This is a genomic window from Alloalcanivorax venustensis, from assembly GCF_047495515.1.
In the GTDB taxonomy this organism is placed as follows: Bacteria; Pseudomonadota; Gammaproteobacteria; order Pseudomonadales; family Alcanivoracaceae; genus Alloalcanivorax; species Alloalcanivorax venustensis.
On sequence record NZ_CP179934.1, the window covers coordinates 3,190,863 to 3,206,495 of the forward strand.

Genomic DNA, 15,633 nt, shown 5'->3' on the forward strand with positions numbered 1-15,633 from the left:
CACAATAGCTGGCATGATTATTGCTTAATTTCGATTGATGCTGCTATGCTCCAACCCTCGGGATCGAGCAACCAGACACGCAGCATGAAACCCTCCTTACAGCTTCAAATCGGCCAGCAGCTGACCATGACGCCCCAGCTGCAGCAGGCAATCCGCCTGCTGCAGCTGTCGACGCTGGACCTGCGCCTGGAGATCCAGCAGGCGGTGGAGACCAACCCGCTGCTGGAAATGGAGGAAGGCGCCGAGGATTTCAGCGCCGATGACGGCGAGTACGACGCCGACGCCGACCTGGATGTGGAGCGCAGCGACGCCCTGGAAGACCTGGTGGACGGCCCGGTGGAGACCGACAGCGACTGGGACGACCTCTACGTGGGCCAGAGCAGCCCCGGCGGCGAGAGCGAGGACGCCGACGCCTGGCAGCAGCGCCACGCCAACCCGGACACCCTGATCAGCCACATGGAGTGGCAGCTCAACCTGACGCCGATGAGCGACCGGGACCGGGTGATCGCCCAGATCATCATTGAAGCCCTGGACGAGCGCGGCTTCGTCACCGTGCCCCTGGAAGACCTGGTCACCACCGCCCATAACGAAATCGCCGACCCGGACGACCCGGTGGAAGACGATGAAGTGGTGGCGGTGCTGCACCGGCTGCAACAGTTCGACCCGGTCGGCGTGGCCAGTCGCGACCTGGCCGAGTGCCTGGGCGTGCAGCTGGCCCAGCTGCCCGAGGACACCCCGCATCTGGACCACGCCCGGGCGGTGCTGGCGCACCAGACGCTGCTGGAAAAACACGATTACGCCGGCCTGCGGCGGGCGCTGGGCGCCACCGAGGAAGCGCTGCTGGCGGCCATGGCCCTGCTGCGCGGCCTGGATCCGGCCCCGGGCCAGCAGATCGGCGGCGAGAGCGCCGATTACGCGGTCCCCGACGTGGTGGTCAGCGCCCACAAGGGCGGCTGGCGGGTGGCGCTCAACGAGGCGGTGCTGCCGCGCGTCAACCTCCACGCCCAGTACGCGCAGATGGCCCGCCAGGTGGGCGGCGAGGACGGCCAGTACCTGCGTAACTGCATGCAGGAGGCCAAATGGTTCCTGAAAAGCCTGCAAAGCCGCCACGATACCCTGCTGAAAGTGGCCAGCCGCATCGTCGAGGTGCAGCAGGACTTCTTCAACTACGGTGAAGAGGCGATGAAACCGCTGGTCCTGGCGGACATCGCCGAGGCCGTGGGCATGCACGAGTCCACCATCAGCCGGGTCACCAACCAGAAATTCATGCTCACGCCCAAGGGCGTGTTCGAGCTGAAATATTTCTTCTCAAGTCACGTCGACACGGACGGCGGCGGTGAGTGTTCCTCCACCGCCATTCGTGCCATCATTAAGAAGCTGGTCGCCGCCGAGAGTCCTCGCAAGCCGCTCAGCGACAACAAGCTGGCGAGCTTGCTGAATGATCAGGGGATCAAGGTGGCGCGCCGCACGGTCGCCAAATATCGCGAGGCGATGCGCATCCCGTCCTCGAGCGCCCGCAAGCGTTTGGTGTAGGCGCGCGGAGGATGGGTCTTAACGAGGTATAGGAGCCAGCCATGCAAATAAACATCAGTGGTCACCACCTGGATATCACCGACGCCCTGCGTGACTATGTGGACGAAAAGTTCGCCAAACTGGAGCGCCATTTCGATCAGATCACCAGCATTCAGGTGATCCTGTCTCCGGAGCCCAAATCCCACAAGGCCGAATCCACCATCCACATCTCCGGCGCCGACGTGTTCGCCACCGCCCACGCGGACGACATGTACGCGGCCATTGATGCGCTGACCAACAAGCTGGACCGGCAAATCCTCAAACACAAAGAGAAGACGGTGGACCGTAAACACGGTCATTAACCCTATGCGAGTACGTGAATTGCTCAGCGAAGACCGCACCTATAACGACGTGTCGGTCACCAGTAAAAAACGGTTGCTCGATCAGATCGCCCAGCTGGCCGCGGCCAGCTGCGGCGGCCTCAACGAGCAGGAAGTGTTCGACGCCCTGGTGGCCCGGGAAAAACTCGGGTCCACCGGCATCGGCGAGGGCATCGCCATTCCCCACTGCCGGCTGGGCCACTGCGAGGGCGCGGTGGGCCTGCTGTTGAAGCTGGAAGACGCGGTGGACTTCGACGCCGTCGACGGGCGCCCGGTGGATCTGGTGTTCGTGCTGCTAGTGCCGGAGCAGAACCCGGAACAGCACCTCAAGACACTCAGCCATCTGGCCAGCCTGTTCAACGACGATGACTACCGCAGCGACCTGCGACGGGCCCACAGCAACCAGCAGTTGTTCCAGGTGGCGGTGGAATCGGAAGCGGAACTACGCCTCGCGTCCTAGCCCTTACCGGTTGCCCCCTTATGAAGCTCACCATTCTCAGCGGCCGCTCCGGGTCGGGTAAAACCACCGCCCTGCAGGCCCTGGAGGACCACGGTTACTATTGCGTGGACAATCTGCCCCTGGGGCTGTTGCCCACCCTCACCGAACAGCTCGACACCGAGGAACACGCCCCCGAGCGGGTGGCGGTGGGCGTGGACGCGCGCAACCTGCCCCGCCAGCTGCTGGCGTTCAAAAGCATCATCAAGGCACTGAAAAACCAGCAGGTGGAGACCGAGGTGATCTTCCTCGACGCCGACCCGGGCACCCTGCTGGAGCGCTTCAGCGCCACCCGCCGCCGCCACCCGCTGAGCGACGACGACCGCACCCTGGCCGACGCGATTGAGTACGAAGCGCATCTGCTGGCCGACATCCGCATGCTCGCCGATCTGGTGATCGACACCAGCAGCCTGGACGTGCACACGCTGCGCAACCTGATCCGGCAACGGGTGGCCCGCCGCGACGTCAATCTGTCGCTACTGATCGAATCCTTCGGCTATAAAAACGGCCTGCCCCGCGACGCCGACCTGGTGTTCGACGTGCGCGCCCTGCCCAACCCGCACTGGCACAACGAGCTGCGGCCGCTGACCGGCCGCGACGAGCGCATCGCCGAATTCCTGCGCGGGCACCCGGAGAGCGAGCTGATGCTGGAAGACATTTTCCACTTTCTGAACCGCTGGCTGCCCACCTACGCGGCCAACGACCGCAGCTATGTGACGGTGGCCGTGGGCTGCACCGGCGGCCGTCACCGTTCGGTCTATATCACCGAGCAGCTGGCCCACCGGCTGCGTAACCAGGGCGTGCCCTTGCACGTTCGCCACCGGGAGCTGGATGGATGATTGAACAGGACCTGGCCATCACCAACAAGCTGGGCCTGCACGCACGCGCCGCCGCCAAGGTGGTCAGCGTGGCTTCGCGCTACAGCTGCAGTATTCAGGTGATTCACGGAGAACGCCGCATCGACGCCAAGAGCATCATGGGGCTGCTCACGCTGGGCGCCGCCAAAGGCATCACCCTGCGGGTGTGCGTGGACGGCGAGGACGAACAACCGGCCATGGACGAACTCACCGATCTGTTCCAGCGCAAGTTCGACGAAGGCGAATAAAGCTGGGTTGAATCGCGACCTTGTGGGAGCGGGCCTTGCCCGCGAAAGGCAAGCCAGCTTGCCGGCAACGGTTGCCCCGCGGAGTTCCAGAGATTTCTCAGCGATGGCACCGGCGATGTCTCTGGTATCCTGCCGGGCGGCCTAAGCCGCCCTTTCGCGGGCGAGGCCCGCTCCCACAATGAAACACCCACCGTTTTTCAGCCTTTGATCCTCCGGTAACGCGCGGTGATGTAAACTAGCGCGCTGAAGGAGGGAACCATGACCGCAGAACAAACCCGCCACCGCCGCAACCTGAAAACCGTCAACCGGGCACTGGCCAGCGGCGCGCTGTCCGAAGTCCGTCAGGTTTTGAACAATCTGCCAGGCGCGGAAGCCGCCCACCTTCTTGAGTCCTCCCCGCCCCGCGAACGCGAGATCCTCTGGCAACTGCTCAACCAGGAGCAGGAAACCGAGGTGCTGCAGTATCTCGGCGAGGAAGTGCGCGTGGAGCTGCTGCGCGACCTGCCCACCGAAGAGCTGGTGGAGCTGATCGAGGACCTCGACACCGACGATCTGGCCGACCTCCTTCAAGAACTGCCGGAACAGGTCACCAGCCGCGTGTTGGCCGGCCTTGACGCCCAGAACCGGGAACGCCTGGAACAGGTGATGAACTACCCGGAGGACACCGCCGGCGGTCTGATGAACACGGACGTGATCACGGTGCGCCCGGAGATCACCTTCAGTGTGGTGCAGCGCTATCTGCGGCGCCTGGGCGACATCCCCAAGACCACCGACAACCTGCTGGTGGTGAACCGCAAGAACCAGTTCGTCGGCGTACTGCCGCTGACCCGGGTGCTGATTTCCGACCCCGGCACCTCGGTGCGCGAAGCGATGATCACCGATGTGGAAGCGATCCCCGCCACCCAGGACGCCCACGAAGTGGCCAAGCTGTTCGAACGGCTGGACCTGGTGACCGCCCCGGTGGTGGACGAGAACGGCATGCTGGTGGGCCGGATCACCATTGATGACGTGGTCGACGTGATCATGGAAGAAGCCGAGCACTCGCTGATGGGCATGGCCGGCCTGGGCGAGGACGAGGACACCTTCGGCTCGGTGTGGCAGACGGTGCGCCGCCGTGCCCTGTGGCTGGGCATCAACCTGCTCACCGCCCTGGCCGCCTCGGCGGTGATCAGCCTGTTCGAGGACACCCTGGAGAAGGTGGTGGCCCTGGCGGTGCTGATGCCGATCGTCGCCAGCATGGGCGGCATCGCCGGCAGCCAGACCCTGACGCTGGTGATCCGCGCCATGGCACTGGGGCAGGTGCAGGCGGGCAACACCCGCTATCTGCTGACCAAGGAGTTGGCGGTGGGCGCCTTCAACGGCCTGCTCTGGGCGCTGGTGATCGGCGCCACCGCCGCGCTCTGGTTCGACGACCCGAGCCTGGGCGTGATCATCGGCTGCGCCATGATCCTCAACCTGGTGGTGGCGGCCGGCGCCGGCGCCATGATCCCGATGGCGATGAAACGCATGGGCATCGACCCGGCCCTGGCCGGGTCCGTGGTGCTGACCACCGTCACCGACATCGTCGGCTTCATGGCCTTCCTCGGTCTCGCCACCCTGCTCTACGCCAACCTGGTGGTCTAAGCGAGTTCGGGCGTCGCTTCCGGCTCGTCGTCGGCGCCGAAGATATCCCGGAACGAGGCGTACACCGACACCGTCAGCACCGCCATCAGGAACAGGCCCAGCACCAGCGCCAGCAGGCTCAACAGCACCATGGCCAGCGCCCCGGAGACACCCGGGCCCAGCAGGGTGCTGGCCAGCACGAACAGCAGCGCGAGCGCGCCGCCCACCGCCAGCATCACCAGCAATACCACCACGCTGTACCAGAGCATCGGCGCCCAGTTCTTGAGCACCGCGATCAGGCTTTCCCCCAGCGCCTGGAAGCCGTTGCGCCCGCCGAAGTAGACCAGCGGCGCCTGGAACCAGATCAGCGCCATGTAGGGCAGCGACAGTGCCGTCACCAGCAAGCCGGTGAGCGCCATCTTTGCGCCGTCCAGACCGGCGCTGATCTCCGGCACCGGCTCCAGGGCGTTGCCGAAGGCGGCGCTGAAGAAGGCGGCGATATCCGGGCCGAACGCCACCCACACCAGGGCCGCCATCAGCGCGGTGAAGCCGATCTGCAGCAGCAGCTGCATCAGCCCGGCGAGAAACAACGCCCCGGTGCGGTTGGAAAAGCCGGCGAACAGATCGCCGAACTCGAAGTCGTCGTCGCCCCAGCGCCGCCAGGCAAGATGGAACAGCCCCGCCGCCAGCACCGGCGAAAACAGGGTCGGCACGAAGCTGCCCAACACCGGCACGAACAGGCTCAACAGGCTGATGCCCAAAATCACCGCGAAGAACACCAGCACGGCCAGGCACCAGAGCACCCAGTTGGTGGCCACCAGCGACCAGGCCCGCTTCCACCACAGCCAGCCGTGCCCCACCGGACGGCGGCGGGCGCGGCCCACCGTCGCCTCGCCGGGGCGCGGCGTCTCCAGCAACGCCGCTTGTGGCCCCTGGTAGGGGTTATTCGGGTCCATGTTCGGCACCGTCGGCGGGGTTGGTAAGCACCTGCCGGAACGACACATAGTAAGCGCCGGCCAGAATCGGCATCACGAACAGCAGACCCAGCAGCAGCGGCAGGGCCGCCACCATGATGATCAGCATCACCACGATGCCGTAGACGATCATCGGCAGCAGGTTCTTCATGCAGGCGCGGAAGCTGACCCCCATGGCGCCGCCCAGGCCCATGCCGCCCAGCATGATCAGAGGCACGGCGAAGTAGAACAGGAACATCACCAGGGTGAACACGATCAGGAACAGCGGCAGCATGATCGCCATCATCACGCCCATGCCGCTGCTCATCGCCTGCGGGTCCATGGACTGCAGCGACATGGAGCCGCCCAGGGAGATCGCCATCAGACCGCCGACCACCAGCAAGGCGCCCAGATAGACGCCGATCTGCACCAGCGCCAGCAGCAGCAAAGGCCCGGTGCGCTCGGAAAAGCCGGCGAACAGATCGCCGAAATCGGAGCGCCCGTCGGTGGCGATACGGTGGAACAGCTTCACCAGCCCGGCGTACAGCAGGGTGGTGATAAAGGGCTGCGCCAAAGGCCCCAGGAACGGGATCAACTGCAGCCCCATGGTGATCACCATCACCAGTACCAGGGCGCCGATCACCACGCCCCAGTGGCCACTGAGCATTCTCATCCCCTCACCGAGCCAGCCCAGCGCCTGGCCCACGGTGACTTTGTGCGGACCGGCCAGCGTAAAGGTCCCCTCGCCTTGCGGGCTGGTCACGTTGGTTTCCGGTCCTTGGTAAGGATTCACTTCCGTCATGAATATTCCCCTGAGTTTCAAACGAATTAACAACCAATAGAAAAAATGGCGGGTGACGCCGCCGGCGACCTCAGGCGCCGGCGATTTTCATCGGGCTCAGCAACAGCGAGCCGCACGCGATATTGCCGCGGCGGTCCACGTCCGTGCCACTGCCCTGGATGCCGGCGAACATCTCCCCCAGATTCCCGGCAATGGTAAACTCCTGAAGCGGTTTGCGTATGACACCGTTCTCAATCCAGAAACCCGAGGCGCCCCGGGAGTAATCACCGGTGACCAGATTAACGCCCTGGCCCATCACCTCGGTGACCAGAATACCCCGGTCGATGCGCCGCACCAGGGCGTCGAAATCCTCGCCGGTATCCGAGATCGACAGGTTGTGCACGCCGCTGCCGTTGCCGGTGGGCGCCATGTCGAGCCGCCGCGCGGCGTACAGGCCCAGCGCGTAGCGGCGCAGCACCCCGTCTTCCACGAACGCCTGGTCCCGCGTCGCCAGACCGTCGCCGTCGAACGGCGCCGAGCCGTTGGCGCCCGGCAGCAGCGGTTGCTCGCGCACATCGATGCCTTGCGGGAACAGCCGCTCGCCGAGCCGGTCGCGCAGAAACGAGGCGCGCCGGTAGAGGCTGCCGCCGCTGATCGCGGAGATAAAATGGCCAAGCAGGCCGGCGGCGATCTCCGGCGCCAGCAGCACCGGCAATTCTGCGGTGTCGGGGATTTCCGCGCCCAGCCGCGCCAGCGTGCGCTCGCGGGCCCGCTCACCGACCTGCTCGGCGGAGGCCAGCAAATCCGCGCGGCGGCCGGCGTCGTACCAGAAATTACGCTGCATGCCCTGGTCGTCCTCGGCCACCACCGCGCAACTGCGCGAGTGCATGGTGCCGGCGTAGCCCTGCAGGAAGCCGGCACTGGTGCCCAGCACCCGCAGGCTGCTGCCGGTGGACACCGAGGCGCCCTCGGAGTTGACGATGCGCTCGTCGTCGCGGGCCACCGCTTCGCAGCGCAGGGCGTCATCGATGGCCTGCTCGGTGCTCAGCGCCCAGGGGTGGTACAGGTCCAGGTCCGGTATCCGGTCGGCCAGCTGCTCGGGGCTGGCGATGCCGGCGTACTTGTCCTCTTCGGTGTGGCGGGCGATGGCGCAGGCGGCGGCCACCGCGTCGCGCAGGCTCTGCGGGCTGTCGTCGGAGGTGGACGCCTGACCCTTGCGCTGGCCGAAGAACACCGTCACCGCGAGGCCCCGGTCGCGGTGAAATTCCACCGTTTCCACTTCGCCCAGACGGACGTCCACGGACAACCCCTGGGCCAGGCTCAGCTGGGCTTCGGCGGCGCTGGCGCCCTGGCGTTTCGCCTCTTCCAGCACCTGTGCCACGGTGTCGCGGGCGGCCCCCAGATGCTGCGGGCCGAGATTCGCTGTCACGCTGGCGTTTTCGGACATAAAATACGTTTTCCATTCAATGCATTATTGGAAGCGCTGCTTCCCTGGAATCATGACCGAGTATAACGATACCCCCGCCAGCAAAACACGCCGCAAGCAGGATATGCAGGCACTCCAGGAAGTGGGCTTGACCCTGATGGGCCTGAAACCGGAGCAGCGCGCCCGCCTGCCGCTCACCGACGGCCTCGAGAAAGCGCTCGACGAAGCGCGCCGCATCACCAACCTGGACGCCCGCCGGCGCCATGCGCTGTTCATCGGCCGCCTGATCTACGACGCCGACAGCGACGCAATCGTCAGCGCCGTGGAAGCCCTGCAGAACCCGCTGCGCCAGCAGCGCCTGCAACACTGGACCGAGCAGATCGCCGCCTGCGACGGCCCCAAGGAGGCGGAGCCGGTGCTGCAGCAGGTGCTCACCGAATACCCGGAGGGGGATCGCCAGGCGCTGCGCAACCAGGCCCGCAATCTGATCAAGGCCCGCCCCGCCGACCCGGACGCCGCCGACGCCGACCAGCGCGCCCGCTTCAAGCGCGAGCGCAAACGCTTCCAGAGCCTACTCAACGACCTCGAAAAGAACGCCCCGCTTTACTAATTGTGGGAGCGGGCCCAGCCCGCGAAAGGGAGCGAAGCTCCCGGCAGGATGCCAGAGACTCCTCTAAGGGCAGCACCATCAGCGTCTCTGGAATCCCGCCGGGTGGCTAGAGCCACCCTTTCGCTTGCAAGGCAAGCTCCCACAAGGCTGGCTAGCCCAGCGGGGGCATGAACTGGGCGAGGCGGGAAGAAGTCTGGCGCAGGTTCTCGCACAACAGGCGGGCGATGTTTTCCATCAGCACGGCGGCGGCGCGCGGTTCCCGGCGGCGCAGCTGCTCGAAGCCCTTGCGGGTGAGCACCACCAGGGTGGTGTCCTCGGCGGCGCGCACCGTGGCGGAACGGGGCTGGTGATCCACCAGCGCCATTTCGCCGAGGGAATCACCGGGGTTGAGATGGGCGATCACGGCCGCCCCACTGGCGTTTTGCGCCTTGAGGATGTCCAGGCGGCCGCGCACCACGAAACAGAGGAAGTCACTGCGGTCGCCCTCGCGGCAAACGGTGTCGCCGGCGGCGGCGCGATTAACGAACACCAGCTTCTCCGCCACAGCCAGCTCCTCGGCGTTAAGACCGTCGAACAGGCGCATGCGCGCCAGTACTTCGGGAACCGACACCGGCATCAGGCGGTGCCGCCCACCGTCAACGCGTCCACCCGCAGGGTGGGCTGGCCGACGCCCACCGGCACCGACTGGCCGTCCTTGCCGCACACGCCGATGCCGCTGTCCAAGGCCAGGTCGTTGCCGACCATGGAGATGCGATTCATCACTTCCGCGCCGCTGCCGATCAGGGTGGCGCCCTTCACCGGGCAGACGATCTTGCCCTTCTCCACCAGGTAGGCCTCGCTGGTGGAGAACACGAAGCGCCCGGAGGTGATGTCCACCTGGCCACCGCCGAAGTTCACCGCGTAGATGCCCCGGTCCAGGCTGGCGAGAATCTCTTCCGGGTCGGATTCGCCGGGCAGCATGTAGGTATTGGTCATGCGCGGCATCGGCAGGTGCGCGTAGGATTCGCGGCGGCCGTTGCCGGTGGGTGCCACGCCCATCAGGCGGGCGTTGGTCTTGTCCTGCATGTGGCCGACCAGCTTGCCGTTCTCGATCAGGGTGTTGTAGCCGCCCGGGGTGCCTTCGTCGTCGACGGTGAGCGAGCCGCGCCGGTCCGGCAGGGTGCCGTCGTCGACCACGGTGCACAGGCTGGACGCCACCTGCTGGCCCATCATCTTGGCGAACATGGAGGTGCCCTTGCGGTTGAAGTCGCCCTCCAGGCCGTGGCCCACCGCTTCGTGCAGCAGTACGCCGGGCCAGCCCGGACCTAGCACCACCGGCATGGTGCCCGCCGGCGCCGGTTCCGCGTCCAGGTTGAGCAGCGCCTGGCGCACCGCGTCGCGGGTCCAGGCTTCCAGCCGGCCGTCCTGGCGCAGCCAGTCGTAGGCCACCCGGCCACCGCCGCCGGCGCTGCCGCGCTCGCGGCGGCCGCCCCGTTCCGCGATCACGGAAATATTGAAGCGGATCAGCGGCCGCACGTCCGCCGCCAGGGTGCCGTCGGTGGCAGCCACCAACACCACGTCCTGCTCGCCGCTCAAACTGACGGTGACTTCCTTCACCGCCGGGTCCAGGGAGCGGGCCAGGCGGTCCATCTCCTGCAGCAGCGCCACCTTCATTTCGCTGCTCCAACCGGGCAGCGGGTCCAGCGCCGGATAGCGGGCGGGCATGGTCTTGGCGGCGCCGATGCGCACCGATTGGTCCTTGCCCTGACGGCCGATGGCGGCGGCGGCACTGCCCGCCTGGGTGAGCGCGTCCAGGGAAATGTCGTCGCTGTAGGCGAAACCGGTTTTGTCGCCACTGACCAGACGCACACCGGCGCCACGCTCCAGGTTGAAGCTGGCGTCGCGCACCAGGCCGTCCTCGAGAATCCAGGCCTCGTGGCGGCTGTGCTGGAAGTAGACGTCGGCGTAGTCGGCGCGCCCGGCCAGTTTGCCGCCCAGCAGGCTCTGCAGCTGGTCGGTGCCCAGTTGGGCCGGGGCCAGCAGAATGTCCGAGGCCAGGGAAAGCCGTTCGCTGTCGGAGGTCCGTTGGTTAGAGATCATAAGGACCGTTCACCTTGAATCGTTGATGGGTGTGCACCGGCAGGCCGGAGCGTACTTGATCGAGCACGGCGGGGTCGACGGTGCCGAACACCACGCCGGGGCGGTCCGCCTGGTCGCCTTCGGAGCCGGCCACCACCCGGCCCCAGGGGTCCACCAGCATGGAATGGCCGAAGCTGGCGCGGGTCTCGCTGTGCCGGCCGCACTGGTTGGCGCCCAGCACGTAGCAGCCGTTCTGCACCGCGCAGGCGCGCAGTAACAATGCCCAGTGCGCGGCGCCGGTGGTGGCGGTGAAGGCGCTGGGATAAACGATAAGACCGGCGCCCCGGTCCGCCAGCACCCGCGCGTGCAACGGAAAACGCAGGTCGTAGCAGATCGCCAGGCCCACCTGCAGGCCGGCGGCGGTGGCCACCACCGCCTGGTCGCCGGGCTCGAACACGTCCGATTCCCGGTACCGGCCCTGGCGGTCGCTCACGTCCGCGTCGAACAGGTGCAGTTTGTCATAGAGGGCGGTGATCTCGCCGTCAGGGCCGGCCAGCACGCTGCGGGTGCGCACCCGGGGCGCCGGCACCGGTTCGCCGCCGGGCCGGGTCAGCGCCGGGATGCTGCCGCCGATCACCCACAGGCCCAGGGTCCGGGCGCGCTCGATCAGCCAGCCGCACAGTTCGCCGTAGCGCTCGCCCAGGGCGCGGTAGTCGACGCCGTAGCCGGCGAAGTTCTCCGGCAGCACCGCCAGCTCGGCGCCGCCCTCGGCGGCGCGGGCCAGGGCCTCGCCGGCGGCGCGCAGGTTGGCGTCGGTGTCGGCGCCGCTGGTCATCTGCACGGCGGCCACGCGACAACGCGCCGTTGCGTCCTGCCTGTTACTCAAGAAAGCCCTCCGTCTCCTTCACCTGGGGATCCTGCCAGGGGCCGGATACCTGGTATGTGATGGTGGTGGTCTTATCCAGCTTATCACCCCAAAGGCGTTCCACCACAAAGATACCGGCGCACACCGCCGGGCCGGCGATGCAGCCGGCGTAGAGGTTACTGGACAGCGGCAGCGTCATGGCCACTTCCTGATTGAGGGTCTGCGCGGCCAGATCGGCCTGGCCGTTGATCTCGAAGGCGGCGGACGGCGATTCGATGGACACGTCGCGGGCGGTGAGCGCGGCGCCGTCGAACACGAAGTCGCCCTTGATGGAATCGCAGCTCAGACCCTCCTGGTAGAGATCGGAGAAGTCCAGACGCAGCCGGCGCTGAATATTGGCCACATTAAGCACCCCCAGCACGCGCAGCACCGAGGTGCGCTTTTGCGGATCGGGAATCAGGCACTCGCCGATGTCGAGCCGGGCGTCGCCGGTCAGGGCCAGATAGTCCGGGCTCAGCGGCCAGTCCGGCCAGGACAGATCCAGGGTGGCGCGGGCGTCGTCGCTTTCCAGCAACACCGGCAGGCCCCAGGCGGTGAGGGTGTCCTTGAGATCGCCCGAAACCACGCTGCCCTGGTAACGGGTACGCTGGGCGCCCGCGCCGGTCTCGGTCCAGGTGAGGTTGCCGTCCACCTGGACGCCGCGCCATTCGCCGCGCAGGGCCTCGGCGCGCGCGCCGCCGTCCACCGGGCGGATGCGGGTGGACCAGTCGCCCAGCACTTCGCGCCCGATGCGGGCGTCGGTAAGGGTCACGTCCATCACCGGTACGTCCGTGGGCGACGGGCGCCGGCCGTTGTCGCCCGCCTCGCCGTCGGCGCCACCGGTGAGCGGATTATCCGGCAGCCGCAGCCGGCTGATGGACAGCGTCATCGGCCGGTCGCCCCGGGGCCGATAGTTGGCGGGCAGGCGCAGCGTGCCGGCCAGAGCCGGCGCCGCCATATTGAATTCCCAGCCGCTCTGGTGGGGCGCGGCGATAAACCGGGCGTCCGACAGGGCCACGCCGAACAGGTCCAGATCGGCCACCGTGACCGCCACGCGGCGGACCAACGACGGCGACACGGGGCCACCGTCGCCCTGCCCGCCGCCTTTGTTCAGGCCCTGCACGAAGTCCAGCCAGTCGGCGGCCCTGGCGCGCTCCGCCCGGCCTTCGATCACCAGCCCCCGCTCGGGCAGCGACGGCGGCGCCACGCCGCCCAGGCCCAGGGCGCCGGCGAAGTTGTCGCCGGTGCGGAAGCGGCCGCGCGCCACCTCGCCGTAGTCGACGCTCAGGCTCTGCTCGCGGCCGGCGCGCCACACCAGCCGGCTGCCGCGCACGCTGCCGGCGCTTTTGCCCAGGGGCGCGGGGGCGTCCACCTTGACCCCTTCCAGGGTGGAACGCGCCTCCACGCGCAGCGGCATGCCCCGCCAGGGCATGCCCAGGTCCAGCTCCAGCGGCAACCGCCCGCTCACCGGCACCGGCCAGTCCATCCCCGACCAGTCGCGCAGCCGCGCCACCGGCAAGGCGCCGGTGAGCTGCATTTGGCTGTCCGGCCCCCGCGTCAGCCAGGAGCCGGTGAAGCGGCCGCCCAACGCCTTGCCCTCCAGGCTGGGCATGTTGATGCCTTCGCGCAGGTGGAAATAGACCGGCGCGGTGACATCGGTGACGGTGAGATCCAGGGACTCATTGGCCAGCGTGACGCCGTCGCCCCGGCCGTCGACAATCACCATCGGCTCGCTGCCGTTTTTGGTGAGCGGCAGATCCAGCAGCAGGTGCCCGCCCACCTGGCCGGCGCGGAACCGCCAGCCGAGCAGCCCGTCGGGCAGTTGCCCGGCGAGCGGCGTGTCGTGGAAAACACGGTCCAGATCGGTGGCCGGGCCCTGCACCTGCCCCTGGATCACCAGGTGCCGGCGCGAGGGATCGTCCACCGCCGGCAGGTCCACGGTGACCCGGCTCAGTTCGCTGTCGAACAGGCGTCCACCGGCGACCCGGCCGCTGACTTCGCGGCCGTCGATCAGCACGTCCGCCTGAATGCCGGTGGCCACCGGCCAGTCGGGCAGGAAGGACAGGGCCATATCCCGGCCCTGGAAGCGCATCTGGAAGGTGCGGTCCTGCTGCCGTTGCGGGTCGATTTTAATCGGCCCCCGGTAGAGGAAACGGCCTTCGTCCAGTTGCCCGCCACGGAACGCCTGGGCCAGCCATTCACTGAGCGGGTCGGGCAGCCTTTCCATGGGAATGTAGTGCGCCGCCCGCGCCGCGTCGCCGTCGTGCAGGTCGGCGAGCAGGCGCAGCTCCGGCACCGGCAGGCCGTCGCCGCCCTCCAGCCGGAACATGGCGACGCCCCGGGCGTCGGCGTTGGCGGCCATCAGGGTGCCGGTCTCCACCGACCAGCGGCCGGCGTCGCTGAACCAGCGCAGCACGCCGTTGAACCGGGTGCTCAGGGGGTGATCGTAGAGCCGGGGCACGGTGAGCTGCAGCGGGTCGCCGTTGACGCGCGCCACGCCGTGGCGGGGGCCGCCGGCCACCCAGCCGTTCAGCCCGCGGGCGCCGGGCACCCGGTCCAGGGCGTCGCCGGCGAGGCCGGCGAAACGGGCCTGGATGGCGTCCACGCGGCCTTCCACGCCGGCCAGATAGAGCTGCTGCAGCACGCCCCGGGGCTGATGCTCGCGCAACCGGTCGCGGATGGTGCCCAGCCCCTCGGGCAGCACGAATGGCCACTCCGACAGTTGCCGGCTGAGCGCGTGGATCGCCAGATCCTCGCCCTGGAAACGCCAGTGCGCGCCGCCTTCGCCGATCCGCCAACGGAGCGCCACCGGGCCCGGTGCCACCGCGCCGGCCGGCGTCTGGCCGCTCAGCGCGGTCACCGACAGCTGGCCGTCGCCGTTGGGCCGCCGGCTCAGCTGCGCGTCCAGATTGATATCGGTGAGCGGCCACGGCTGGTCGCCGTCGGTAAGGGTGACGGACGGCGCGCCCAGGCGCACCTGGGCGGAGCGCACCTGCCCCCCGGAAATGGCGGTCCAGGCGCGCACCCGGCCGTCCAGCCCGGCCAGATCCAGCGGCCAGTCCCGCGCTTCGGGCAACCATTCGTGCAGGCGCTCGCCGTTGACGTCCAGATAGCCGCGCGCATTGAGCTGGTCCAGGCTCAGCGGGTCGCCATCCACGCGCAGGCGGGCGTCCACCGAGAACGGCCGGTCGCGGGCTTCCACCCGCACCGACACCGCATGGCCGTCACCGCTGTTGTCCACGGCCAGGGTCAGGGATGACGCCGCCAGCGGCGGCAGGCCGGGCCAGTCCAGCGAGAAGCGCGCGTCTTCCACCAGAATGCGCTGCTGCCGGTAGAGCGCGCGCAGGCTGTCGGCCGGGTCGCCCTGCTCCCGGTCCTGCAGCGCTTCCAGGCCGCGCAGGCGGATGCCGCCGTCCTCGCCCCGGACCAGGTGCACGTCCACGCCCTTGATGCGCAATTCCCGCAGGTAGAGATCGCGGTGGAACAAAGTGGGCAGAATCGACACGCTGGCGGACACCTGGTCCAGGCGCAGCGCCGGCTCCCCTTCCGCGTGCGGCAGGGTCAGGCCGCGCACTTCGAAGCGCGGGGTCAGGCCGTCCATGCTGCCGTCCAGCTGCTCGATTACGATGGCGAAGCCGAGGTGCTCCTCGAGCACCGCTTCCAGCTCCTGGCGGTAATCGGGCACCAGCAGCATCAATTGGCGCGCCACCACCACGTAGGCCGCCAGCAACAGCACCGGAACCGCCACCAGCCACCATAGCCGGCCACGCAGGGGGGATCTCCAGCGAGGGCTTTCGTTTTTCACC

14 protein-coding genes are annotated in these 15,633 nt (G+C 67.9%); 7 read left to right on the forward strand and 7 right to left on the reverse strand.

The genetic code is table 11. The features are described 5' to 3' along the window. Positions 1-84: 84 nt before the first annotated feature. The 6 genes from ACMG4O_RS14955 to mgtE all read left to right on the forward strand — a co-directional run bounded on the left by ACMG4O_RS14955 (position 85) and on the right by mgtE (position 5,116). Positions 85-1,533 carry an RNA polymerase factor sigma-54 gene (locus ACMG4O_RS14955; RefSeq protein WP_142948918.1) on the forward strand — a complete coding sequence of 483 codons (1,449 nt, stop codon included), beginning with the start codon at positions 85-87 and terminating at the stop codon, positions 1,531-1,533. A 41-nt stretch (positions 1,534-1,574) separates the two neighbouring features. Next, positions 1,575-1,874: a ribosome hibernation-promoting factor, HPF/YfiA family gene (gene hpf, locus ACMG4O_RS14960; protein ID WP_142948920.1), complete on the forward strand. Its 300-nt coding sequence runs from the start codon at positions 1,575-1,577 to the stop codon at positions 1,872-1,874. 4 nt (positions 1,875-1,878) lie between these two features. Further along, positions 1,879-2,352, forward strand: coding sequence for a PTS IIA-like nitrogen regulatory protein PtsN (ptsN, locus tag ACMG4O_RS14965; RefSeq protein WP_142948922.1), 474 nt, complete (start codon positions 1,879-1,881; stop codon positions 2,350-2,352). 20 nt (positions 2,353-2,372) lie between these two features. After that, entirely contained in the window at positions 2,373-3,227 is an 855-nt protein-coding gene (gene rapZ / locus ACMG4O_RS14970) for an RNase adapter RapZ (protein ID WP_142948924.1), read from the forward strand. Continuing rightward, positions 3,224-3,493, forward strand: coding sequence for an HPr family phosphocarrier protein (locus tag ACMG4O_RS14975; RefSeq protein WP_414434087.1), 270 nt, complete (start codon positions 3,224-3,226; stop codon positions 3,491-3,493). Before rapZ ends, ACMG4O_RS14975 begins: the two co-directional genes overlap by 4 nt. 258 nt (positions 3,494-3,751) lie before the next feature. Further along, positions 3,752-5,116: a magnesium transporter gene (gene mgtE, locus ACMG4O_RS14980; RefSeq protein ID WP_142948925.1), complete on the forward strand. Its 1,365-nt coding sequence runs from the start codon at positions 3,752-3,754 to the stop codon at positions 5,114-5,116. Here the strand turns inward: mgtE and ACMG4O_RS14985 are convergent. The 3 genes from ACMG4O_RS14985 to pmbA form a co-directional block, all read right to left on the reverse strand. Beyond that, on the reverse strand, positions 5,113-6,051 hold the full coding sequence (locus ACMG4O_RS14985; RefSeq protein WP_414434088.1) for a BPSS1780 family membrane protein: 939 nt from the start codon (positions 6,049-6,051) through the stop codon (positions 5,113-5,115). The genes mgtE and ACMG4O_RS14985 overlap by 4 nt on opposite strands. After that, the gene (locus tag ACMG4O_RS14990) at positions 6,038-6,850 is read right to left on the reverse strand and encodes a BPSS1780 family membrane protein (protein WP_414434089.1); all 813 of its coding nucleotides are present in this window, start codon (positions 6,848-6,850) and stop codon (positions 6,038-6,040) included. The genes ACMG4O_RS14985 and ACMG4O_RS14990 overlap by 14 nt, the downstream gene beginning before the upstream one ends. Before the next feature lie 70 nt (positions 6,851-6,920). Continuing rightward, entirely contained in the window at positions 6,921-8,276 is a 1,356-nt protein-coding gene (gene pmbA, locus ACMG4O_RS14995) for a metalloprotease PmbA (RefSeq protein WP_142948930.1), read from the reverse strand. 52 nt (positions 8,277-8,328) lie between these two features. Between pmbA and yjgA the strand changes: the two genes are divergently transcribed. Beyond that, positions 8,329-8,865 (forward strand): ribosome biogenesis factor YjgA, encoded by a 537-nt coding sequence (gene yjgA, locus ACMG4O_RS15000; protein ID WP_214012208.1) that lies wholly within the window; start codon positions 8,329-8,331, stop codon positions 8,863-8,865. Positions 8,866-9,016: 151 nt separating this feature from the next. Here the strand turns inward: yjgA and ACMG4O_RS15005 are convergent, their stop codons facing one another. The 4 genes from ACMG4O_RS15005 to ACMG4O_RS15020 are packed head-to-tail and all read right to left on the reverse strand — an operon-like array spanning position 9,017 to position 15,632. Further along, positions 9,017-9,481: a cyclic nucleotide-binding domain-containing protein gene (locus tag ACMG4O_RS15005; protein ID WP_414434090.1), complete on the reverse strand. Its 465-nt coding sequence runs from the start codon at positions 9,479-9,481 to the stop codon at positions 9,017-9,019. Continuing rightward, positions 9,481-10,944, reverse strand: a complete 1,464-nt coding sequence (gene tldD / locus ACMG4O_RS15010; RefSeq protein WP_194855052.1) for a metalloprotease TldD — start codon at positions 10,942-10,944, stop codon at positions 9,481-9,483. Before tldD ends, ACMG4O_RS15005 begins: the two co-directional genes overlap by 1 nt. Beyond that, a complete protein-coding gene (locus ACMG4O_RS15015; protein WP_414434091.1) occupies positions 10,934-11,809 on the reverse strand; it encodes a carbon-nitrogen hydrolase family protein in 876 nt (291 codons plus the stop codon). Before ACMG4O_RS15015 ends, tldD begins: the two co-directional genes overlap by 11 nt. Further along, positions 11,802-15,632 (reverse strand): YhdP family protein, encoded by a 3,831-nt coding sequence (locus ACMG4O_RS15020; RefSeq protein WP_414434092.1) that lies wholly within the window; start codon positions 15,630-15,632, stop codon positions 11,802-11,804. Before ACMG4O_RS15020 ends, ACMG4O_RS15015 begins: the two co-directional genes overlap by 8 nt. Between the last annotated feature and the right edge of the window lies 1 nt (position 15,633).